This is a genomic window from Microcystis aeruginosa NIES-843 (assembly GCF_000010625.1).
Classification (GTDB): Bacteria; Cyanobacteriota; Cyanobacteriia; order Cyanobacteriales; family Microcystaceae; genus Microcystis; species Microcystis aeruginosa.
This window is the reverse complement of sequence record NC_010296.1, coordinates 1,632,978-1,653,413: the sequence shown is the minus strand read 5'-3', so window position 1 is coordinate 1,653,413 and position 20,436 is coordinate 1,632,978. Positions and strand designations below refer to the sequence as shown.

General features: G+C 43.2%; 20 protein-coding genes and 1 pseudogene. 13 read left to right on the top strand and 8 right to left on the bottom strand.

The window, feature by feature from the left end; genetic code table 11:
- Positions 1-5: 5 nt before the first annotated feature.
- Entirely contained in the window at positions 6-1,547 is a 1,542-nt protein-coding gene (locus MAE_RS08065) for a ferredoxin--nitrite reductase (RefSeq protein WP_012265139.1), read from the top strand.
- 423 nt (positions 1,548-1,970) lie between these two features.
- Here MAE_RS08065 and MAE_RS08060 read toward each other — a convergent pair whose 3' ends face one another.
- On the bottom strand, positions 1,971-3,005 hold the full coding sequence (locus MAE_RS08060) for a PstS family phosphate ABC transporter substrate-binding protein (RefSeq protein WP_012265137.1): 1,035 nt from the start codon (positions 3,003-3,005) through the stop codon (positions 1,971-1,973).
- Between the two features lie 599 nt (positions 3,006-3,604).
- On the opposite strand from MAE_RS08060, the gene pstS (MAE_RS08055) reads away from it, so the two are divergent.
- From pstS (MAE_RS08055) to pstB (MAE_RS08035), 5 genes are all read left to right on the top strand, one after another.
- Positions 3,605-4,726 (top strand): phosphate ABC transporter substrate-binding protein PstS, encoded by a 1,122-nt coding sequence (pstS, locus tag MAE_RS08055; protein ID WP_012265136.1) that lies wholly within the window; start codon positions 3,605-3,607, stop codon positions 4,724-4,726.
- A 94-nt stretch (positions 4,727-4,820) separates the two neighbouring features.
- Positions 4,821-5,780, top strand: coding sequence for a phosphate ABC transporter permease subunit PstC (gene pstC / locus MAE_RS08050; protein WP_012265135.1), 960 nt, complete (start codon positions 4,821-4,823; stop codon positions 5,778-5,780).
- Positions 5,781-6,003: 223 nt separating this feature from the next.
- Entirely contained in the window at positions 6,004-6,897 is an 894-nt protein-coding gene (gene pstA, locus MAE_RS08045; RefSeq protein ID WP_002797854.1) for a phosphate ABC transporter permease PstA, read from the top strand.
- A gap of 208 nt (positions 6,898-7,105) precedes the next feature.
- Positions 7,106-7,909, top strand: coding sequence for a phosphate ABC transporter ATP-binding protein PstB (gene pstB / locus MAE_RS08040; RefSeq protein WP_012265134.1), 804 nt, complete (start codon positions 7,106-7,108; stop codon positions 7,907-7,909).
- Positions 7,910-8,000: 91 nt separating this feature from the next.
- A complete protein-coding gene (pstB, locus tag MAE_RS08035) occupies positions 8,001-8,798 on the top strand; it encodes a phosphate ABC transporter ATP-binding protein PstB (RefSeq protein ID WP_012265133.1) in 798 nt (265 codons plus the stop codon).
- Positions 8,799-8,872: 74 nt separating this feature from the next.
- On the opposite strand, the gene MAE_RS35640 is transcribed toward pstB (MAE_RS08035), so the two are convergent.
- Both MAE_RS35640 and MAE_RS34830 read right to left on the bottom strand, forming a co-directional pair.
- The gene (locus tag MAE_RS35640) at positions 8,873-9,004 is read right to left on the bottom strand and encodes a hypothetical protein (RefSeq protein ID WP_261779587.1); all 132 of its coding nucleotides are present in this window, start codon (positions 9,002-9,004) and stop codon (positions 8,873-8,875) included.
- A 116-nt stretch (positions 9,005-9,120) separates the two neighbouring features.
- Positions 9,121-9,216, bottom strand: a pseudogene (locus tag MAE_RS34830) (flagellar assembly protein H); the annotation flags it as partial.
- Positions 9,217-9,312: 96 nt separating this feature from the next.
- On the opposite strand from MAE_RS34830, the gene MAE_RS08025 reads away from it, so the two are divergent.
- The 5 genes from MAE_RS08025 (at position 9,313) to pstB (MAE_RS08005) (ending at position 14,092) form a co-directional block, all read left to right on the top strand.
- Entirely contained in the window at positions 9,313-9,579 is a 267-nt protein-coding gene (locus MAE_RS08025) for a hypothetical protein (protein ID WP_012265131.1), read from the top strand.
- Between the two features lie 421 nt (positions 9,580-10,000).
- A complete protein-coding gene (pstS, locus tag MAE_RS08020; protein WP_012265130.1) occupies positions 10,001-11,014 on the top strand; it encodes a phosphate ABC transporter substrate-binding protein PstS in 1,014 nt (337 codons plus the stop codon).
- A gap of 393 nt (positions 11,015-11,407) precedes the next feature.
- A complete protein-coding gene (gene pstC / locus MAE_RS08015) occupies positions 11,408-12,382 on the top strand; it encodes a phosphate ABC transporter permease subunit PstC (RefSeq protein ID WP_012265129.1) in 975 nt (324 codons plus the stop codon).
- Positions 12,383-12,386: 4 nt separating this feature from the next.
- Positions 12,387-13,271: a phosphate ABC transporter permease PstA gene (pstA, locus tag MAE_RS08010; RefSeq protein WP_002760009.1), complete on the top strand. Its 885-nt coding sequence runs from the start codon at positions 12,387-12,389 to the stop codon at positions 13,269-13,271.
- Positions 13,272-13,282: 11 nt separating this feature from the next.
- The gene (gene pstB, locus MAE_RS08005) at positions 13,283-14,092 is read left to right on the top strand and encodes a phosphate ABC transporter ATP-binding protein PstB (RefSeq protein WP_012265128.1); all 810 of its coding nucleotides are present in this window, start codon (positions 13,283-13,285) and stop codon (positions 14,090-14,092) included.
- Between the two features lie 326 nt (positions 14,093-14,418).
- Here pstB (MAE_RS08005) and MAE_RS33235 read toward each other — a convergent pair whose 3' ends face one another.
- Positions 14,419-14,574 (bottom strand): hypothetical protein, encoded by a 156-nt coding sequence (locus tag MAE_RS33235; RefSeq protein WP_158303501.1) that lies wholly within the window; start codon positions 14,572-14,574, stop codon positions 14,419-14,421.
- 66 nt (positions 14,575-14,640) lie between these two features.
- Between MAE_RS33235 and map the strand changes: the two genes are divergently transcribed.
- A complete protein-coding gene (gene map / locus MAE_RS08000; protein ID WP_002760006.1) occupies positions 14,641-15,405 on the top strand; it encodes a type I methionyl aminopeptidase in 765 nt (254 codons plus the stop codon).
- Positions 15,406-15,562: 157 nt separating this feature from the next.
- On the top strand, positions 15,563-16,744 hold the full coding sequence (locus MAE_RS07995; protein ID WP_012265126.1) for an aldo/keto reductase: 1,182 nt from the start codon (positions 15,563-15,565) through the stop codon (positions 16,742-16,744).
- A gap of 220 nt (positions 16,745-16,964) precedes the next feature.
- On the opposite strand, the gene cobO is transcribed toward MAE_RS07995, so the two are convergent.
- From cobO to MAE_RS07975, 4 genes are all read right to left on the bottom strand, one after another.
- Positions 16,965-17,570 carry a cob(I)yrinic acid a,c-diamide adenosyltransferase gene (cobO, locus tag MAE_RS07990; RefSeq protein WP_002797868.1) on the bottom strand — a complete coding sequence of 202 codons (606 nt, stop codon included), beginning with the start codon at positions 17,568-17,570 and terminating at the stop codon, positions 16,965-16,967.
- Positions 17,571-17,644: 74 nt separating this feature from the next.
- Positions 17,645-18,451: a Uma2 family endonuclease gene (locus MAE_RS07985; protein WP_012265125.1), complete on the bottom strand. Its 807-nt coding sequence runs from the start codon at positions 18,449-18,451 to the stop codon at positions 17,645-17,647.
- Positions 18,452-18,539: 88 nt separating this feature from the next.
- Positions 18,540-19,325, bottom strand: coding sequence for a Uma2 family endonuclease (locus MAE_RS07980; protein WP_012265124.1), 786 nt, complete (start codon positions 19,323-19,325; stop codon positions 18,540-18,542).
- Positions 19,326-19,774: 449 nt separating this feature from the next.
- Entirely contained in the window at positions 19,775-20,275 is a 501-nt protein-coding gene (locus MAE_RS07975) for a hypothetical protein (protein ID WP_012265123.1), read from the bottom strand.
- Between the last annotated feature and the right edge of the window lie 161 nt (positions 20,276-20,436).

The following is a 20,436-nucleotide window of genomic DNA, read 5'->3' as shown; positions in this document are numbered from 1 at the left end:
GATTCGTGGTACAAGCACCTGAAAAAGATGGAACAACTCTCAATAAATTCGAGAAATTTAAAGCCGAAAAAGACGGATTAGCCATTAAAGATGAACTAGATCATTTTGCCCAAATCGGTTGGGAAGCGATGGATAAAACCGATTTAGAACATCGCTTAAAATGGGTGGGGGTGTTTTATCGTCCCGTCACCCCGGGCAAATTCATGATGCGTTTGCGGGTTCCTAACGGCATTCTCAGCAGTGAGCAAATGCGCGTTTTAGGGGAAATCGTGCAGCGTTACGGTGATGATGGTAATGCCGATATTACTACTCGTCAAAACCTACAATTACGCGGTATTCGCATCGAAGATATTCCTGATATTTTCCAACGACTAAAATCCGTGGGTATGACTTCGGTACAATCGGGCATGGATAATGTCAGAAATATTACCGGTTCACCCATGGCGGGACTAGATGCGGATGAATTAATTGACACCAGGGAATTAGTCCAAAAAGTCCAAGATATGATTACCAACTACGGTGAAGGTAATTATCAATTTAGCAATCTGCCCCGCAAATTTAATATTGCCATCGAGGGGGGACGGGATAACTCCGTTCATGCGGAAATTAACGATATTGCCTTTGTTCCTGCCTATAAAGAGGGAGAATTAGGCTTTAATGTCGTGGTGGGCGGCTTTTTCTCGGCTAAACGCTGTGAAGCGGCAATTCCCATCAATGTTTGGGTGAGACCGAATCAGGAAGTGGTGGATTTATGCCGAGCAATTTTAGAAGTTTACCGCGATAACGGATTACGCGCCAATCGTCAAAAATCCCGTTTAATGTGGTTAATTGATGAGTGGGGAATTGAGGAATTCCGCACGCGGGTGGCTAATCAGTTAGGTTATCCCTTGGCAACGGCAGCCGAAAAAGATGCAATCGACTGGGAAAAACGGGATCATTTAGGAGTTTTTCCGCAAAAACAGGAGGGATTGAGCTATATCGGTTTTTGTGTTCCCGTTGGTCGTCTATTTGCCGATGATATGTTCGATTTGGCCCGGATTGCTGAAGTGTATGGCAGCGGAGAATTGCGTTTAACCGTGGAACAAAACGTGATTATTCCCAATATAGCGGCTGAAAATATGCCAACTCTTTTAAGCGAGCCTTTACTGGCTAAGTTTACCCCCAATCCCACTCCTTTGCAACGAGCGCTCGTTTCCTGTACGGGGGCGCAATTCTGCAATTTTGCCCTGATTGAAACCAAAAACAGGGCTGTGGACTTGATTAGTCAGTTAGATGCTGAATTAAATATCCCCCGGGGTGTGCGGATCCATTGGACCGGTTGCCCTAACTCCTGCGGACAACCCCAAGTGGCCGATATCGGTTTGATGGGGACAAAAGCGCGCAAAGACGGCAAAACCGTGGAGGGAGTTGACCTCTACATGGGGGGTAAAGTGGGTAAAGATGCCCACCTGGGAAGTTGTGTACAAAAAGGGATTCCCTGTGAAGACTTAAAATCGGTGTTAACCTCTATCCTCATCGAACAATTTGGGGCGACACCGAAAGGTTAATTAACAAGTTTCTCGATACGCTGGGGGGTTTATCCCCTCTTTTTTTTCTGTATCTCTGTTGCTTTAAATTGGCAAACCTCTTGCTATAGTAGGGGGCAGATAGGAGCAGGAAAATCCTTATGTATAGCGTTTCTCACACCTGTGTGGCACAGTCAAACCTTTGCTGATTAAGCTTTTCACCATCGACAATGTACCTCTTGCGAACAGGAAACGCTATATTTTCCTACCAGATGGGAATCGTTACTTAGGGTTTGCTGAATAAATGTGAAATATAGACGAGGTAAGAGTTTTAGGGTACTGTTTCGCCCCCACAGGTGCAAGATTTTGAGAGTCCTGTAAGGGCGAAGCATTCGGGCAATAACCTATCGGTGAAACCGTAGATTTTCTATCCGAATGCTTCGCCCCTACTTTTTGCCGCAAACCCTATTTAGCTTCAAATTGGGCTTGTTTACGAAGTAATTCCCCGATGGTTAAATTGGGTTGAGGTTTGCCCTCAAAAACCGTTCCTACCTCAAATTTTTGCAACTGTACCCTTGCCAAATGATAGGCCTCATCCGGTAGGGGAATATAACCAATATTATCTAATAAATTGGGAACTCGATCGAGATAATGTTCGACAAATTTCTCTAAAGCGGGATTCTCTTGGGCTTTTTGGGCATTAACATAAATAAACAAAGGACGCGATAAAGGCTGATATTTACTATCCTCGACATTGCTGCGAGTTGGTTCAATACCATTAACTTTCAAAGCTTTTAATTTATCCCGATTTTGTTCATAGTAAGCATGGCCAAAATAGCCTAATGCGTTGGGGTCTTGACTGACGGCATTAACTAAAGCTTGGTCATCTTCACTAAAATTAAAGTCCCCACGACTGGCATCTTTGCCGTTAATTACATCACTAAAAAAATCGTAGGTTCCGGAATCTTTACCCGGCCCGTGAAGGGTAATCGGTCGGTCGGTCCAAGCGGGATTAATTTGATTCCAACGTTTGATTTTATTCTCGGCTGCTGGTTCCCAAATAGTTTTTAATTCTCTGGTGGAAATATCATCAAGCCAGTTATTTTGGGGATTGACTACCACGGTTAAAGCATCAAAAGCGATCGGTAGTTCGATAAATCTGACCTTATTAGCATCACATTCTTTTAATTCTTCCACAGAAATCGGCCGAGAAGCATTATTAATATCGGTTTCTCCCGCACAAAATTTTCTAAAACCGCCGCCAGTTCCTGAAATATTAGCGTCAATTTTAACATCAGCCAAAGCTTTGTTAGGAGTATTAGCTTTAAAATCTTCGAGAACTTTATCGGTAATTGGTGCTACGGTACTCGAACCATCGATTTTAATTGGTTTTAGGTCTTGAGGATTAATATTGGCACAGGCGGGTAAAATTAGGGCAGTACCCAGGACAATTGCCACTACTTTGGTGGGACGAGATAGCTGAGTAAAAATTCCTAGCATAGGTGTAAAAAGGAGAAAGTAAAAACGGGTATTGGGGAGACTTTTCAGTTATCAGTGGGGTAGTGGGGTAGTGGGGTAGTGGGGAGTTTTTTGCTGTAATCGGTAATCGGTGAACTGAAAACTCACATCTGATAACTGATAACTGATAACTGATAACTGATAACTGATTCAAGGCTGAGGGATGATGACTAAAAACCTTAATCTTTTCTTTGTTGTTTTTACGTCACTACAATGATAGGGAAAGAGAAAAACCTAATCTAAACTGGAAAAGTCAGCGGCTTTACCCGCGACTTAAAACTAATGTTTAGTCAAAATAAATAGTAAAAGAAGAACGTAGGTTGGGTTGAAGCATGAAACCCAACGCCCGCATGGGTTACGCTACCGCTAACCCATCCTACAAATAATTGTGCCTCCCTACTTAAAACTAATGTTTAGTCAAAATAAATAGTAAAAGAAGTTGAGATTTTTGTCTAGTTATCGAGAAAATTTTTCTTGACAATACATTATGTTTTTTTATTCACTTCTTAACCTATTCTTTACCAAGGCGTGGTAGGTTTTAGCGTAAGATTTAAGGCAGTTTACGGATCAAAATTAATCCTATGCTCAGCAAAAACAGAACCCATTTACTAACAGCCTTATCCCTAGCGACTTTAACAGCGACTTTAACCGCTTGTGGGGGCGGTGATACGGCGGGAACCAGTGGAGAGGGAAGCAATAGGATCGCCCAAGTTCCTCTGCAAGGAGAGGTCGCCCTCAATGGTGCGGGCGCTTCTTTTCCTGCACCCCTATATCAAAACTGGTTTGTCACCATCAATCAACTATTTTCTAAACTACTAATTAACTATCAATCTACCGGTAGCGGGGCGGGAGTCGAACAATTTATTCAAGGTACGATCGATTTTGGCGCTTCCGATGTGGCCATGAGTGACGAGGATATGGCCAGAGTTAGCCGCGGGGTTTTACTGCTACCGATGACGGCGGGAAGCATCGTTATGGCTTATAATTTGCCCGGAGTAGAAGGGCTGAAACTAAGCAGGGAAGCCTATGTAGGCATCTTTTTAGGCACGATTACCCGTTGGAACGATGCCAAAATCGCCGCCGATAACCCCGATTTAAAACTACCCAATGAAGAAATTACCGTAGTTCACCGGGCAGACGGTAGCGGGACGACGGGAGTTTTTACTAAGTTTTTAAGCGCCGTTAGTCCCGAATGGAAAAAAAGTATCGGTGAAGGAAAAGCCGTACAATGGCCGACCAAAAAAGGTAAATTTCTCGGCGGTAGAGGAAATGAAGGTGTAACTGCCCTAATTCAACAAAATCAAGGCTCGATTGGCTATATCGAGTACGGTTTCGCTAAAAATAATAAGCTGCCCATGGCCACTTTACAAAACCAAGCCGGTCAATTTGTTATCCCCAATGAAACTAACGCCGCTGCCACCTTAGCCACGGTGGAATTACCCGAAAATCTGCGGGCTTTTATCGTTGATCCCCCGGGGGAAAATTCCTACCCCATTGTCACCTATAGTTGGATGTTGGTTTATAAAAAATACAACGATCCCCAAAAAGCTTTAGCTATGGAGGCGATGATCGAATTTGGACTCAATCAGGGACAGGAACAGTCCGCCGCCCTTGGTTATATTCCCCTACCGAAAAACGTCCGGGAACGAGTAGCCGCCGCTGCCGATGTCATCTATCCCGATTACACAATCAATGTGGATTAGTAGCCGAAAAAATGTATTCAAAGTTACAATAATAGTGGAGAAAGGCCAATTTCGACCTTAGCTACCGCAAACTAGCTGGATTTAAACCCTAATCATGAGTGCGCCCACAGTTTCACCCGACTCAAATTTTAAAGAACGTCCAGAATCGGAAAAAATCCTCGATAAAGGCTTTGTTGGATTAACTACCGCCTTTGCCATCGCTATTGGGGTAATTTTGCTCCTAATTGCCCTAGTGATTTTTATTCGGGCTTTACCGGCGATTCAAACCTTTGGTCTGGGATTTTTGACCAGTAGTGCTTGGAATCCCGTGCGCGGTCGCGAAGAATTCGGAGTTCTGCCCGTTATCTACGGAACTCTCGTTAGTTCTCTGATTGCCCTCCTGATTGCTGTTCCCCTCGGTATCGGTTCAGCCATTTTTTTAAGCGAAGATTTTATTCCCTTAAATGCGCGGACAATTTTGGTTTTTCTCGTACAACTTTTGGCCGCTATTCCCAGTGTTGTTTACGGATTATGGGGTATCTTTGTATTGATTCCTATCCTCAGACCCCTTGGTAACTGGCTAAATGGTAATTTTAGTTGGATTCCTCTGTTTAGTACTCCTTTAGGGGGTCCTGGAATGTTACCGGCGGGGGTTATTTTAGCAATTATGATCCTGCCGATTATTATCGCTATCTCTCGCGACTCTTTGGCCGCTTTACCGCCGGATCTAAGGCAAGCTTCCCTAGGCTTGGGGGCCACCCGTTGGGAAACGATTTTTCGGGTATTAATTCCCGCCGCTTTTTCCGGGATTGTCGGGGGGATTATGTTAGCTTTAGGGCGCGCTTTAGGGGAAACCATGGCAGTAACGATGATTATCGGCAATTCTAACCGCATTAGTGCCTCTATTCTCGCCCCCGCTAACACGATCGCTTCCTTATTGGCTAACCAATTCGCCGAAGCATCGGGAATGCAAGTATCAGCTTTAATGTATGCGGGTTTTGTTCTCTTGGTTTTGTCCCTAGTAGTCAATATCTTCGCCGAATTAATCGTTAATCGCGTCAAAGCTAAGTATTAAGCCATCAGTTATCAGTTATCAGTTATCAGTTATCAGTTATCAGTTTTGAGTTTTAAGTTTTGAGTTTTAAGTGAGCAGTATGTATTAAGTGATCATCATCAAATGGCAGTTTACTGCTGTCTTTTCACTTTTCACTGTTTACTGTTTACTAATCACTGTTTACTGATTACTGTTCACTGATTACTGTTCACTGATTACTGATTACTGTTCACTGATTACTGATATGGATAGTGCGAATTTAGGCAATAATCTCAAAAAGAAACCGAGTAGTCCTCGATCGCTATTGGGGACAATTATGACCGTCCTATCGGGTTTATGTTTAGCCGTCACCGTGATTCCCCTTTTTGCCGTCCTAGGCTTCGTTTTTGTGCAAGGGGTAGGCCGTTTAAACGCCAATCTCTTTACCAAATTACCGCCACCGCCGGGGTTAGGAGGGGGAGGCATCGCTAACGCCATTTTAGGGACAATTATCGTCGTCGCCCTCGCCACAGCGATCGCAGTTCCCATTGGCGTTTTAGCGGCGGTTTATCTCTCGGAATTTAGCGGTGATAATAAACTTGCCCAGGGTGTGCGCTTTGCTACCAACGTTTTAGCGGGTGTCCCTTCGATTATTGTCGGGGTTTTCGCCTACGGTTTGCTAGTTGCCCCCTTATTTGGCGAAGGAACAGCCCTTTTAGGCTTTTCTGCCCTTGCAGGTTCGATCGGTTTAGCGGTGTTAATGTTACCCACTATTATTAGAACCACCGATGAGGCTTTAAAAATCGTTCCCCAAGACATCCGCTGGGCGGCCATGGGTTTAGGGGCCTATAACTACCAAACCGTCCTAAAAATCGTCCTTCCTGCCGCAGTTCCCGCTATTTTAACCGGTGTGACTTTAGCAATTGCTAGGGCCGCTGGGGAAACCGCCTCCTTAATTTTTACGGCATTATTCTCTAACTTTTGGCCCCGGGGTGTCTTTGAACCGATTGCCACCCTTTCGGTCTTAGTTTTCAACTTTGCTACTGCCCCTTTTGCCCCCCAACAGCAATTAGCTTGGGCAGGTGCTTTAATTCTGGTGCTTTTGGTGTTGGTAACTAACATTTTATCCCGTTTAGCTACGCGCCAGAAAACCTATTAAGTGGGTGGGTGGAATTAAATATAAGATGAACGTAGGTTGGGTTGAAGCATGAAACCCAACGCCCGCATGGGTTACGCTATCGCTAACCCATCCTACAAATAATTGTGCCTCCCTACTTAAGTCAAGGAAAAAGTAAAAAGGGATATTTAAGTAAAAATCTACCTATCTTTCCAATTCCTCAATTATCCAAATTCAAGGTCAATAATTTATGCTAACTAATCGCACTACCCAATCAACTGCAACCGTTTTAAAGGTTGATAAGGCTAATATTTACTATGGAAATTATCGAGCAGTACGAGACGTTTCGATCAATATTCCCAAAAATAAAGTCACCGCTTTTATCGGACCCTCTGGCTGTGGAAAAAGTACCATTCTCAGGTGTTTTAATCGTCTCAATGATTTAATTCACGGTTTTCGTATTGACGGCAAAGTTTTTTATCATAACCAGGATATTTACTCTCAAGAGGTGGATCCGGTCGAAGTCAGAAAATATATCGGTATGGTGTTCCAGCGCCCTAATCCTTTTCCCAAATCCATTTATGATAATGTGGTTTACGGAGCGCGCTTAAATGGTTATAAAGGCGATTTGGATGAATTAGTAGAAACTTCCCTGCGTCGGGCTGCTCTCTGGGAAGAAGTAAAAGATAAACTGAAAGAAAGCGGTTTTTCCCTATCGGGGGGACAACAACAAAGATTATGTATTGCTCGCGCTATTGCCGCTCAACCAGAAGTATTATTAATGGATGAACCCTGTTCGGCACTGGATCCGATTTCAACTTTAAAAGTTGAGGAGTTAATGCACGAGTTAAAAGAACGTTACACGATTATTATTGTTACTCACAATATGCAACAAGCTACTAGAGTAGCAGATTTAACGGCTTTTTATAACGCTGAACCCACCGATAAAGGTGGCAAAATTGGTTATCTAGTCGAGTTTGATCATACGGACAAAATCTTCGGTGATCCTCAAGAACAAGCAACTAAAGATTATGTTAGTGGACGTTTTGGCTAAATCCAGTTATCCGTTATCAGTTATCAGCTTTTTTCTTCCCTCTCCTCCTCTCCCTTTTCCCTTTTCCCCAACACCTATTCCTTTGAAAATTATGTATAGTACCGATGTTGTTACCGATGCGGTTTTGAGAACCAAAAATTTAAATGTTTACTATGGTTCTAATCTCGCTGTTCGTGATGTTAACCTTGATATTCCTGAGAAAAAAGCGGTCGCTTTTATCGGTCCCTCTGGCTGCGGGAAAAGTACGGTTTTACGCTGTTTTAATCGCATGAATGATCTGGTTAAAAGTGCCAAAATTGAGGGAAAAGTTACCTTTCGCGGTCAAGATATTTATGGTAATTCCGTTAATCCTATCGGGTTACGCAGTCGTATTGGTATGGTTTTTCAGAAACCGAATCCTTTCCCTAAATCTATCTATGAAAATATCGCTTTTGGGGCGCGCTTAAATGGTTACATCGGCGATATGGATCAATTAGTGGAAGAATCTTTAAAAAAAGCCGTTCTCTGGGATGATGTTAAAGATAAACTCAAAGAAAGTGGTTTAGCTTTATCGGGGGGACAACAACAAAGGTTATGTATTGCCCGCGCTATTGCGGTTAAACCGGAAGTTGTTTTAATGGATGAACCCTGTGCGGCACTCGATCCGATTTCTACCCTAAAAATTGAGGAATTAATTCACGAATTGAAAACCCAATATACTATAGTTATTGTCACCCACAATATGCAACAAGCGTCGCGGGTTTCTGATTTAACGGCTTTTTATAATGCTGAACCGACCCCAAAAGGCGGTAAAGTAGGTTATTTAGTGGAATATGATCGCACCGAGGTAATCTTTCAAAATCCCGCTCAAGAGTCCACTAGAGATTATGTTAGCGGTCGTTTTGGTTAAAGGATTAATAATTAATCCTTATTCACGACCCCGGTATAGATTAATTTTTTCCCCAGGGAATGATTGAAAAACGATTAACTTAACTGATTGCGAAAACGTTTGGCGCTAATAGTTAAAAGTATGACAGCGAAACCAATCAGAGCCAATAAACGAATAGCAAAACCAAAGATAAAAAGAGTCATCAGGACGGAGAGAATTAGTTTCATAAAATTGCCCGATTACGGAGAGATTTTGACGGCAGTTTTCGGGAACTTCTCGCCCCCTTTCCCTGTCTAAGTCTAAGGCAGTAGCGAGGGTAATATAATCTAAATTTTGCTGGTAATTTTCCCCGTTGTTGACCTTCTTCTCTACCTTCTTTTATTGCTTCTTGATCGACTTTAGTTTGTTTGAGATGGCTAAGACTAAACATGGCTTCTATGCCAACTATGTCAACAAGGTTTTTAGATTTATTCAGCAAGCCCTATATAATTCTAAGTAGAGAGACAGATAAAAAGCTCTAAAGGGATTGTCACCCATGACGGATGAAAGATTAGAACGGATCGAGAGCATAGTACAGGCTACCGTTGTCCTCACGCAACAGAATCGAGAAGATATAGCACAGCTAACCCGTGAGGTTAGGACAATAGCAGGGAGTCTCGAAGGAACCAACGAGCGCTTAAATCAATTTATCACTCAAGCTGAGAGCGATCGGCAGTTTTTCCGCAACGAAGTCACCGGTATCCGTACAGAAGTTAAGCGAATCGTAGAGCATCTTTTCGGACAATCTTCAGATCAGGAGTAAAGATTAGCCAACGGGTATATATTAGCCAAATCACCGGCAAAAAGCTTGATCAACCCTAATTAGGGTCTGCTGAAAAAGTTTTTCGTGGGTGCAGGGTGTGGGGTTTTACCCATTTTTATACTAAATCCGGTTATTAAAAACTGATTATTTATTCACCCTTTTGCCTCTTGCCTCTCCTCATAACTAGCCTATACTCAACGGATTTAGTATGAATAGATACAATGGATTGTAGTCTTGATCGATCTAAATTATTGCCAAAAGCTGTGAACTTTTTAAATTAAAATTAACCGAAATTTTACCGAATCTTAACCAAAAAAATCTCCAATATTTCTAGATTTAAAAGTAATATTTATGCCTTAAACTATATTTTGAAGAAAGTTCAACTTTCCCAATTGTGCAGGATTCTTCAACCAGAAAATTTATGATATTCTCAACTGCTACCCTAACTCGTGTGTGTGCTGTCTCCTTCGCCACGGCAGCGGCCTTAGCAGGGACGATGGGAGAAGCTTTCGCCCAAACCCTGAACGGTGCAGGAGCCTCCTTTCCCGCGCCCCTATACCAGCGTTATTTTGCCGACTATAAAAACGCCACCGGTGTCACCGTTAACTATAATTCCGTCGGTAGCGGTGCTGGTGTCCGGCAATTTATCGCCGGAACCGTCGATTTTGGGGCTTCCGATGCCGCTCCTTCCTCCTCGGAAAAAAGCCAGATGAAAAACGGTTTACTGCTAGTTCCCACCGCCGGAGGAGCCGTCGCCGTGGTTTATAATCTGCCCGGGGTAAATAACCTGCAAATTTCCAGGGCTAACCTCGGTAAAATCTTCAGTGGCGAGATCACCAACTGGAAACAAGTAGATCCGAAACTGCCCGACCGACCGATTAAAGTAGTGGTTAGGGCTGATGGTAGCGGTACTACCGAGATTTTTACCTCTCACCTGAGCGCGATTAGTTCTTCCTTCAAAAGTAAAGTGGGAACCAGCAAAGAACCTAACTGGGGTTTTACCGTTCTCAAGGGACCGAAAAATGATGGTGTGGCGGCCCTGGTTAAACAAACAGAAGGCTCGATCGGTTACGTTCAAGATACCTTTGCCCGCAAAAACGAAGGGGCAACCATGAGAACCGCCAGAATTCAAAATAAAGCCGGTCAATTTGTCGAACCCAGTCTCGCTCAAGCTAACAAGGCGATGGAAGGGATCAAATTTAACGCCGATTTTACCGCTAATGTAGATGATCCGAGCAATGGCTATCCGATCGTCGGGATTACTTGGTTATTAGTACCGAAAGACTATGCTGATAACAAAAAAGCGGCGGAAATTAAAAGACTGTTGACTTGGATTCTCACCACCGGTCAAGGAATCAACAATCAATTGGAATTTACCCGGATTCCTCAATCGGTGACAGAAAAAGTTTTAGCCGAAGTTAACAAAATTAAATAAATAGGGTTTGCTGAATAAATGTGAAATGTAGGCAAGGTAAGGGTTTTGTGGCTTTACGAGCGAAACAGGTGCAAATTTTGAGAGAATCGTCGTTCAAAACCTTGCGTCTTCATCGGCCCGCGTCCTGTAGGGGCGAAGCATTCGGGCAATAACCTATCGGTGAAACCGGAGATTTTCTAACCGAATGCTTCGCCCGTACTTTTTGCCGCAAACCCTAAATACTTTTGTATTAGTTTGAACTTGATTGTCACCGCTTTCCAGTAAGATGGAAAAAAGTTACCGGTTAACCCCATAACTAATAACTGCAAGTATTTCTTTTCTCTGGGCTGAACATTGTTCAGCCCCTACAGTTGCGTTTTAAACAACTGATAACTGGTAATCGCTCTCTACCTTATGGCTAATTTTTCTGAACCCGTTGAGTCTTTTGATCTCTCGGCGGCCAATCTTAACGAAAGCCCCGGCACTGCGGGTTTATTCAATCGCATTTTTACGATTCTAGTCTGGATTTGTGCCGCCTCCGGTTTAATTTTTCTGCTGTGGATGGCCTGGATTGTTTTTCAGGATGCGCGGCCGGCGATCAATGAATTCGGTTGGGGATTTCTCTGGGGAACCACTTGGGATGTTAACGTCCTCAAATTTGGTGGTTTACCCTTTATTTTCGGTTCGATCGTTTCCTCGATTCTGGCTCTTTTATTAGCTATTCCCCTCAGTGTCGCCGTTGCTTTAACCACTAGCGAGAATTATTTGCCGGCAAGTGTCCGTTATCCCATCGGTTTTCTAGTGGAATTAATTGCCTCGATTCCCAGTGTAATTATTGGTTTATGGGGGATTTTCGTGCTAATTCCCGTGCTTAAACCCCTGCAAGAATGGTTATTTCAAAATTTTGCTTGGTTCCCTTTGTTTAATACCCAACCTTTGGGACCAAGTATGCTGATCGCCGGTGTGATCCTGGCGATCATGATCGTGCCGACCATTTCCGCTATCAGTCGCGATGTCTTGCTTACCGTCCCCCCCGAATTACGCAGCGCCTCCATGGCCCTAGGGGCGACTCGTTGGGAAACCATCTGGCGCGTGCTGTTGCCGGCGGCGAGTTCTGGCATTATCGGGGCGATTATCCTCGGTTTAGGGCGCGCTTTAGGGGAAACTATGGCGGTGGCCATGGTAATCGGTAACTCCTCGATTATTACTCCCTCCCTCTTGGCCCCCGGTTACACCATTCCCGCTGTACTAGCTAATACCTTCCCAGAAGCTTTTGAAAAAATCCACATCGGAGCTTTGATGTATCTAGCTTTGATTCTATTTTTTATTACCTTAGCCGTCAATAGTGTAGCGGCTTTATTAGTACAGTTTATCAACCGCAATCGTTAATTTTATGAGCCAAGGAGCTTTTCCCGAAGAAGATTTACAGCAACCCCTGTCACCCTGGCGACATTTTTTTACCAACGGTCTCACGGGTTTAGCGATCGCTCTTAGTGCCATCGCCATTCTACCTTTATTCGCTATCCTCTTTCAAATTGTCAAAGAAGGTTTACCCGGATTCAATGGGCAAGTTTTCACCTCTTTACCCGCCCCAGTTGGCTCTGATCCCAGTGTTCCCAACGGTTTTGCCAATGCGATCGTGGGTACTTTAACTATGGTCGGTTTAGCGGCTTTAGGCAGCATACCTCTGGGGATTCTCACCGGGGTTTTCCTCTCGGAATTCGCTCGGGGTTCCAAAATTGGCGGCATTCTGCGCTTTGCGATCGTGGTGTTGAGTAGTACCCCTTCCGTCATCGTCGGGGTGTTTTCCTTCGGGGTTTTGGTGTTAACTACCAAACAATTTTCCGCCGTGGCGGGGGCCTTTGCTTTGGGGGTGATTATGTTGCCCATCATCGCTTTAACCACGGAAGAGGCCCTAAAACTAATACCTATGTCCTACCGTCTCGGTTCCTCCGCTTTGGGGGGTTCCCGTTTCGATACGGTATTTCGCATTGTCCTACCAGCAGCGATCGCACCGATTATGACCGGGATATTATTAGCGGTGGCCCGGGCCGCTGGAGAAACCGCTCCCTTAATGTTTACGGCTTTATTTAGTCAATTTTGGCAAGAAAGTCTTTGGTCGCCCACACCGGCTTTAACGGTGTTGATTTATAACTACGCTAGTTCCCCCTTTCCTGAACAAAATTCCTTGGCTTGGACAGCTTCTTTAGTCCTAATTATCTTAGTTTTAATTACTAGCCTTCTCTCCCGTTTTGTCACTCGTAAACGCTCAAATTAAGCATTTTTCTGATGATCGATTCCTCTCTCATGAACAGTCCTACTTCTCTAGCTAATTCGGCGATCGAAGTCGAAAATCTTAGCTTTTTCTACGGTAGCAAAAAAGCCCTGGAAGGGGTTTCTTTACAAATCCCGCAAAGGCAAGTAACCGCCATGATCGGCCCCTCTGGTTGTGGTAAATCTACTCTCTTAAAAGCCCTCAATCGCATCGGGGAATTAGAGGGGCAAGTGACAGTTAAGGGCAAAGTTAGGTTTTTTGGCCAGGATATCTACGCCCCCAAAGTTAACCTTCATACCTTACGGCGACAGGTGGGTATGGTGTTTCAGCGCCCTAACCCTTTTCCCGCTAGTATTTACGATAATATTGCCTACGGTATTAGAATTTATCGTTCCGCTAGTCGCAGTGAATTAGATGGGATTGTGGAATCAGCTTTAAAAGGAGCTGCTCTTTGGAATGAAGTTAAAGATCTGTTGAAGAAATCCGCTTTAGGATTATCGGGAGGACAACAACAAAGATTGTGTATTGCTCGCGCTTTGGCGGTAAAACCAAAAGTATTATTAATGGATGAACCTTGTTCCGCTTTAGACCCCCTTTCTACCCTCAAAGTCGAGGAATTAATCCATGAATTGAAGCAACAATACACGCTCGTCATTGTCACCCATAATATGCAACAGGCCTCTAGGGTATCCGATCGCACGGCCTTTTTTAATACCGATGAAAGCCGCGTCGGTCATTTGGTGGAATGTGATGCCACCCAGAAAATTTTCACCGATGCAGTTAATCAACAAACTCGCGATTATGTAGCCGGTAGATTCGGTTAATTTGTCTTGTCAGGAGATAGGAGACAGTTATCAGTTATCAGTTATCAGTTATCAGTTATCAGTTATCAGTTATCAGTTATCAGTTATCAGTTATGGTTCTTCGGTTTGTGCTATGCAATGTCCTTTTCTATAAGGGTTTCATCCCTTATAGAAAAGGACATTGATGCGATTTTTGTCAATTGTTTTCGATCTAGAACGAACTAATCAATAGAACTCTTGCCAGATAAGGATTTAGTCGATTTATGCCACCCTATTGAACCATACCAAGTAACGAAGAACCTCAGTTATCAGTAGTCAGGAGACAGGAGACAGGAGATTATTTTTATTTATTCTCCCCATTTCCCCCCGCAACGCGCACGAAGTGGTCTCCCCACTTCCCCACTTCCCCACACCCTACACCCCACACCCCACACCCCACACCCTACACCCCATCTCCCCACTTCCCCATCTCCCCCACTCCCATAACCCAACCCCCTAAACAATAACGCTGCCCGATTTTGCTAGGATAAGAAATGTAACAAGAATCTTTCTCAACAGTCGGATAATTCATGGGCAACGATACCATCACCTTACTCTCTCCCCGGGAAATTGAAAAAATGCGTCGAGCCGGACGATTAGCGGCTAAACTGTTAGACCATCTGGCCGATATGGTTAAACCGGGGGTAAGTACCCTAGAAATCAATGACGAGGCAGAACGTTGGACTCGCGCCCATGGAGCCAAAAGTGCGCCCCTAGGATACCATGGTTTTCCTAAGTCCATCTGTACTAGCATTAACGAGGTTATCTGTCACGGCATCCCCAGCGCCGATCAAATCCTCAAAGACGGCGATATTATTAACATCGATGTCACCCCGATTTTAGAAGGTTATCACGGCGATACCTCGCAGACTTTCTTTGTTGGTACTCCCTCCCCCCTGGCCAAAAAGTTAGTGGAAGTTACCAGAGAATGTCTACAAAGAGGCATAGATGCAGTGCAGCCGGGGGGTAAAATCGGCGATATCGGGGCGGCTATCCAAGAATATGCCGAAGGACAAGGATTTTCGGTGGTTAGAGATTTTGTCGGTCATGGTATCAGTAATGTTTTTCACACCGGTCCGCAGGTTCCCCACTACGGCACTCGTGGCAAGGGCAAAAAAATTCGCCCCGGCATGGTATTCACCATTGAACCAATGATTAATGAGGGAACCTGGCAACATATTGTCTTAAAAGACGGTTGGACTGCTATTACTAAAGATGGTAAACTTTCGGCCCAATTTGAACACACCATCGCCGTCACCGAAACCGGTGTCGAAATTCTCACTTTATCCGATTAAATTTAGGGAACGGGGAACAGGGGATAGGGAATGGGGGAATGGGAGAATGCGGAAATAGGGAAGTTTCAACTAATACCCCAAAACCCTAAAACCCTAAAACCCCATCACCCCACCTCCCCATCTCCTCACTTCCCACTGATAACTGATAACTGAATATATGCAGTATCGTCGTTTCGGTCGCACTAATCTACAAATGCCGATGTTTTCCTGTGGGGGAATGCGCTATCAATTTCAGTGGCAGGATGTGCCGATGTCGCAAATTCCCGACGAGAATCAAGGCAATTTAGAGGCAATCATCAATAAATCTCTGGAAGTGGGGATTAATCACATCGAAACCGCTAGGGGTTACGGCACTTCGGAGATGCAATTAGGCAAAATTTTGCCGCAACTACCGAGGGACAAGATTATCGTGCAGACGAAAGTTTCTCCTAGTCAAGATGTGCGGGAATTTCGCCGTAAATTTGAGCAATCCAGGCAATTTTTACGGTTAGATTATGTGGATTTGTTGGGCATCCATGGCATCAACACCGAGGAAATTCTCGATGACACTATGGCCGAGGGCGGTTGTTGGCAAGAGGCGAAAAAATTACAGCAACAGGGAAAAGTTCGTTTTATCGGTTTCTCGACCCATGCACCAACTGATGTAATTGTCAAGATTATTGCAACAAATTGTTACGATTACCTCAATCTGCACTGGTACTATATTTTTCAGAATAACTGGCCGGCCATAGAAGCGGCAAAACAGCACGATATGGGGGTTTTTATCATTAGTCCCTCCGATAAGGGCGGCCATCTCTACAATCCTCCCCCTAAGCTCGTGGCTCTCTGTTTTCCTCTCAGTCCGATGGTTTTTAATGACCTATTCTGTCTCAGTCATCCGACCGTCCATACCCTGAGTATCGGTGCTGCGCGAGCCAGAGATTTTGATGAACACCTGAAAACTTTACCTTTACTCGATCGAGCCGAGGAGATTTTACCGCCAATTATCGAGAGATTGCAAGGGGAAATGATCAACTGTTTAGGCGATAATTGGGTGAAAACTTGGTCTGTGGGTTTACCTAGCTGGGAAAATACCCCCAATCACATCAATATTCCTTCTATCCTCTGGTTACGCAATCTCGCTATCGCCTACGATATGATCGACTTTGCCAAGGCCAGATACAATCTCTTGGGGAATGGGGGTCACTGGTTCCCCGGTCAACAGGCAAAAGAGGTGGAAAAACTCGATTTAACTGCCTGTTTAGCCGCTAGTCCCCACGCTGATCAAATTCCCTATCTTCTCGCCGAAACTCATCGATTATTGTCGGGAGAGACCGTACAACGCTTAAGCAGTAGTTAATTAGGGCTTGCTGAATAAATCTAAAAACCTTGTTGGATAAGGCTTTTAGACTTTTTTTCCCTCAAAAAGTGCCGACCATTGGAGGGATCGGGGGTAAAATTCAGATACTTTTTCCCTGAAAATTAGGTAACTGACTACCTCAAAATCGGTAAAACCCTACACCCCACACCCCACACCCCACACCCTGCCCCCACGAAAAACTTTTTGCCGCAAACCCTAATTAAAATTCGATGCCGGGTTGCGCTTTTACTCCCTGTTGACGAAAGGGATGTTTAATTAACTTCATTTCCGTGACTAAATCCGCTATCTCGATTAATTCGGGTAAAGCTCCTCTACCAGTGAGAATAACGTGAGAATTAGCGGGTTTTCGGGCTAAACCAGCGATAATTTCCTGAATATCCAGATAGCCGAATTTAAGGGCGATATTGATCTCATCGAGTAAAATTAACTTATATTGGGGATTTTCGAGAAAAGTTAGGGCTTTTTGCCATGCTTCTTGGGCTTTCTCTATATCTCTTTCTCTATCTTGAGTTTCCCAGGTGAAACCTTCCCCCATAGCATAAAACTCGATTTGTTCCCCCCAAACACTAAAAATCTTTTGTTCGGCAGGTTCCCAAGCACCTTTGATAAATTGTACCACCGCCACTTTGTAACCATGACCGAGGGAACGTAAAACCATACCGAGGGCTGCCGTGGTTTTTCCCTTGCCATCGCCGGTATTAACGATAATTAAACCTTTTTCAGCGATTTTTTCGGCTAAACGTTCCTCTTGGATGACCTTGCGGCGCTGCATTTTTTCTTTGTATTGTTCGGGAGTGAGTTGCATTCAAGTCTGTCCAGTCAAATCAAGATAATTGTAACTCAAGGGGTTATCGATCGCTGTTTGCAGATTTTAACCGGCTAAATTGTCTGGGGGTTGATGCCTAATTCTCGTAATTTTGCCGCTAATCTTTCCTTAGCTTGTCGTTCTTGTTCTTTTTCTAAAAGAGCCTGTTCTTTTGCCTGTCGTTCTTGTTCTTTTTCTAAAAAAGCCTGTTCTTTTGCCTGTCGTTCTTGTTCCTTTTCTAAAAGAATCTGTTCCCTTTCTAAAAGAATCTGTTCCTTTGCTTGTCTTTGCTGTAATTCAGCTTCTTGGGGAGTGGGAACCAGTTGACCATCGACGGTAAAATAACGCAGTTTCCGGTCAAATATGCCTAAATATAATCCTAACTGTTCACTCCATAGATAACCCTGCTCATTGGCAGAAATAGCTTGATATTGTCCCTCAATTAGTCTAAATCCCTGCCATTCTAAGGTATTAGGATCGAACCAAAAATAATTAGGAGTGCGAAAAGTATTTTGGTAGAGAATTTTCTTTTTATTGCGGTCAATATTGGCCGTAGAATCGGAGAGAATCTCGACGATTACATTGGGATATTTTCCCTGTTCTCCCCAAACCACCCAACTTTTGCGGGGACGTTTTTCTGTATCTAAAACCACAAAAAAATCAGGACCACAGAAATCGCGCTTTTTCAGTTGTTCTTCGTTATAGTAGATAGTCAGATTACCGGAAGCGTAGTAATCGTTTTTCTCTTGCCATAATAATTCTAGACAACTCAGAAGAATTATGATCTGTTGCAGGTGTAAATCACTTTCCAAGGGTGGTTCATCACTCCATAAATCCGTGGGGGGACAGGTGACTTCTGGTAAAATGTCGAGAGTTGTCATAGTTTTTCCCCTGGCTGGGACATTGATCTAATTATAACAGCTATGAGAAATTATCAATTAGGAATTAGGAATGGGGAATTTTAACTGGCTAAATTGTCTCAGGATTGATGCCTAATTCTCGTAATTTTGCCGCTAATCTTTCCTTAGCTTGTCGTTCTTGTTCTTTTGCCTGTCGTTCTTGTTCTTTTTCTAAAAAAGCCTGTTCTTTTGCCTGTCGTTCTTGTTCCTTTTCTAAAAGAATCTGTTCCCTTTCTAAAAGAATCTGTTCCTTTGCTTGTCTTTGCTGTAATTCAGCTTCTTGGGGAGTGGGAACCAGTTGACCATCGGCGGTAAAATAACGCAGTTTACGGTCAAATATTCCTAAATATAATCCTAACTGTTCACTCCATAGATAACCCTGGTCATTCGGAGAAATAGCTTGATATTGTCCCTCAAGTATCGTAAATCCTTGCAATTCTAAGGTATTGGGATCGAACCAAAAATAATTAGGAGTGCGAAAAGTATTTTGGTAGAGAATTTTCTTTTTAGTGCGGTCAATATTGGCCGTAGAATCGGAAATAATCTCGACGATTACATTGGGATATTTACCCTGTTCTCCCCAAACCACCCAACTTTTGCGGGGACGTTTTTCTGTATCTAAAACCACAAAAAAATCTGGACCACAGAAATCGCGCTTTTTCAGTTGTTCTTCGTTATAGTAGATAGTCAGATTACCGGAAGCGTAGTAATCGTTTTTCTCTTGCCATAACAATTCTAGACAACTGAGAAGAATTATGATCTGTTGCAGGTGTAAATCACTTTCCAAGGGTGGTTCATCACTCCATAAATCCGTGGGGGGACAGGTAACTTCTGGTAAAATGTCGAGAGTTGTCATAGTTTTTCCCCTGACTGGGAGAGTTATCTAATTATAACAGCTATGAGAAATTATCAATTATGAATGTAGTAGGGTGCGCCCTTCCACAGCGTAACTCAACAAATAAATTAATGATAGATAGGTGCGTTACGACGGATTGTTAGATTCAAGTTTAAGCAGAGATTGTCGCCGTTTAACGCGCCCTAAATTCTGCCAAACGCAGATAGGAAAAACTCAGGCGATTGCTTTAACTCCAGCGTTCAATTTCTCTAGCAGCGGCGGGACTTAATTAGCTCATTGTTTTTGACACTAAGCAAGATAATTTAAGGCATTTTTTAACTATAGCAGTTCTAGATGTTGGGGTTGGCGGTTTAGTTTTGGGGTATTAGTTGAAATTTCTCCATTTCCCTATCCTTGTCAATTGTGTATCAAAGCAGCTTGACATCCATATCTTGATAAAGTTATCAAAGTTACTCTGGTTTGAGACTATCTAAAATTAATTGTATATCTAAATCAAGAGCTTGAGCAATTTGTTCGATTGTTAATCCTAATCCTATTAGTTTGGGAACAGTTTCTAGTTTTGCTTTAATAACATTGTTTTCAGTTTTATCAATATGATAATTTTCTATTTCTCGATTATTAGAAGGGTTATGACAGAAAGTAACCTGATCAATTTTTACAGATTTATTACCCAAATTATTAATACTATTGCTGACAATTAACCTTTCAATTGCTGCTCGAACAGTTGATTTATTTAATTCTTCCCCTAACACTTCCGAAAGAATGCGCCAAAGTTCATAGGCTTTATCTCTGGCATGACCTTCAGAACAATTATATTTTTCTGCTATTTTTGCATATTTCTGACCATCAAAAACGTTCTTTAAAATCCCTAATTGCAATGTATCGAGATGCTTTCCCGTGTGGTCAAAAACCAGATTATCAATAAGTGAGAAGACTTCTTGGGTATCCATGGGAGTAATGTTAAGATTTGGGGACATAATACCGTCATTATCCGTTATTTTCCGATATTTGTAAACATAGTTAACAAAACTTCCGACAATATCCGTTTTTTTCCGTCTTGAAAATGTTTAAACTTATTAGTTAGGATGGTACTGTTTATGGTTGTTTTTGC

Excerpts from the sequence above, each read along its gene's own strand:
- cobO (WP_002797868.1), bottom strand. The coding sequence starts at position 17,570 with ATGCAACTCACTCCCGAACAATACAAAGAAAAAATGCAGCGCCGCAAG.
- MAE_RS07995 (WP_012265126.1), top strand. The coding sequence starts at position 15,563 with ATGCAGTATCGTCGTTTCGGTCGCACTAATCTACAAATGCCGATGTTT.
- pstB (WP_012265133.1), top strand. The coding sequence starts at position 8,001 with ATGTATAGTACCGATGTTGTTACCGATGCGGTTTTGAGAACCAAAAAT.
- MAE_RS07980 (WP_012265124.1), bottom strand. The coding sequence starts at position 19,325 with ATGACAACTCTCGACATTTTACCAGAAGTTACCTGTCCCCCCACGGAT.
- MAE_RS07985 (WP_012265125.1), bottom strand. The coding sequence starts at position 18,451 with ATGACAACTCTCGACATTTTACCAGAAGTCACCTGTCCCCCCACGGAT.
- pstA (WP_002797854.1), top strand. The coding sequence starts at position 6,004 with ATGGATAGTGCGAATTTAGGCAATAATCTCAAAAAGAAACCGAGTAGT.
- MAE_RS35640 (WP_261779587.1), bottom strand. The coding sequence starts at position 9,004 with ATGAAACTAATTCTCTCCGTCCTGATGACTCTTTTTATCTTTGGTTTT.
- MAE_RS08025 (WP_012265131.1), top strand. The coding sequence starts at position 9,313 with ATGACGGATGAAAGATTAGAACGGATCGAGAGCATAGTACAGGCTACC.
- pstB (WP_012265128.1), top strand. The coding sequence starts at position 13,283 with ATGATCGATTCCTCTCTCATGAACAGTCCTACTTCTCTAGCTAATTCG.
- map (WP_002760006.1), top strand. The coding sequence starts at position 14,641 with ATGGGCAACGATACCATCACCTTACTCTCTCCCCGGGAAATTGAAAAA.
- pstC (WP_012265129.1), top strand. The coding sequence starts at position 11,408 with ATGGCTAATTTTTCTGAACCCGTTGAGTCTTTTGATCTCTCGGCGGCC.
- MAE_RS08060 (WP_012265137.1), bottom strand. The coding sequence starts at position 3,005 with ATGCTAGGAATTTTTACTCAGCTATCTCGTCCCACCAAAGTAGTGGCA.
- MAE_RS07975 (WP_012265123.1), bottom strand. The coding sequence starts at position 20,275 with ATGGATACCCAAGAAGTCTTCTCACTTATTGATAATCTGGTTTTTGAC.
- pstS (WP_012265130.1), top strand. The coding sequence starts at position 10,001 with ATGATATTCTCAACTGCTACCCTAACTCGTGTGTGTGCTGTCTCCTTC.
- pstS (WP_012265136.1), top strand. The coding sequence starts at position 3,605 with ATGCTCAGCAAAAACAGAACCCATTTACTAACAGCCTTATCCCTAGCG.
- pstB (WP_012265134.1), top strand. The coding sequence starts at position 7,106 with ATGCTAACTAATCGCACTACCCAATCAACTGCAACCGTTTTAAAGGTT.
- pstC (WP_012265135.1), top strand. The coding sequence starts at position 4,821 with ATGAGTGCGCCCACAGTTTCACCCGACTCAAATTTTAAAGAACGTCCA.
- pstA (WP_002760009.1), top strand. The coding sequence starts at position 12,387 with ATGAGCCAAGGAGCTTTTCCCGAAGAAGATTTACAGCAACCCCTGTCA.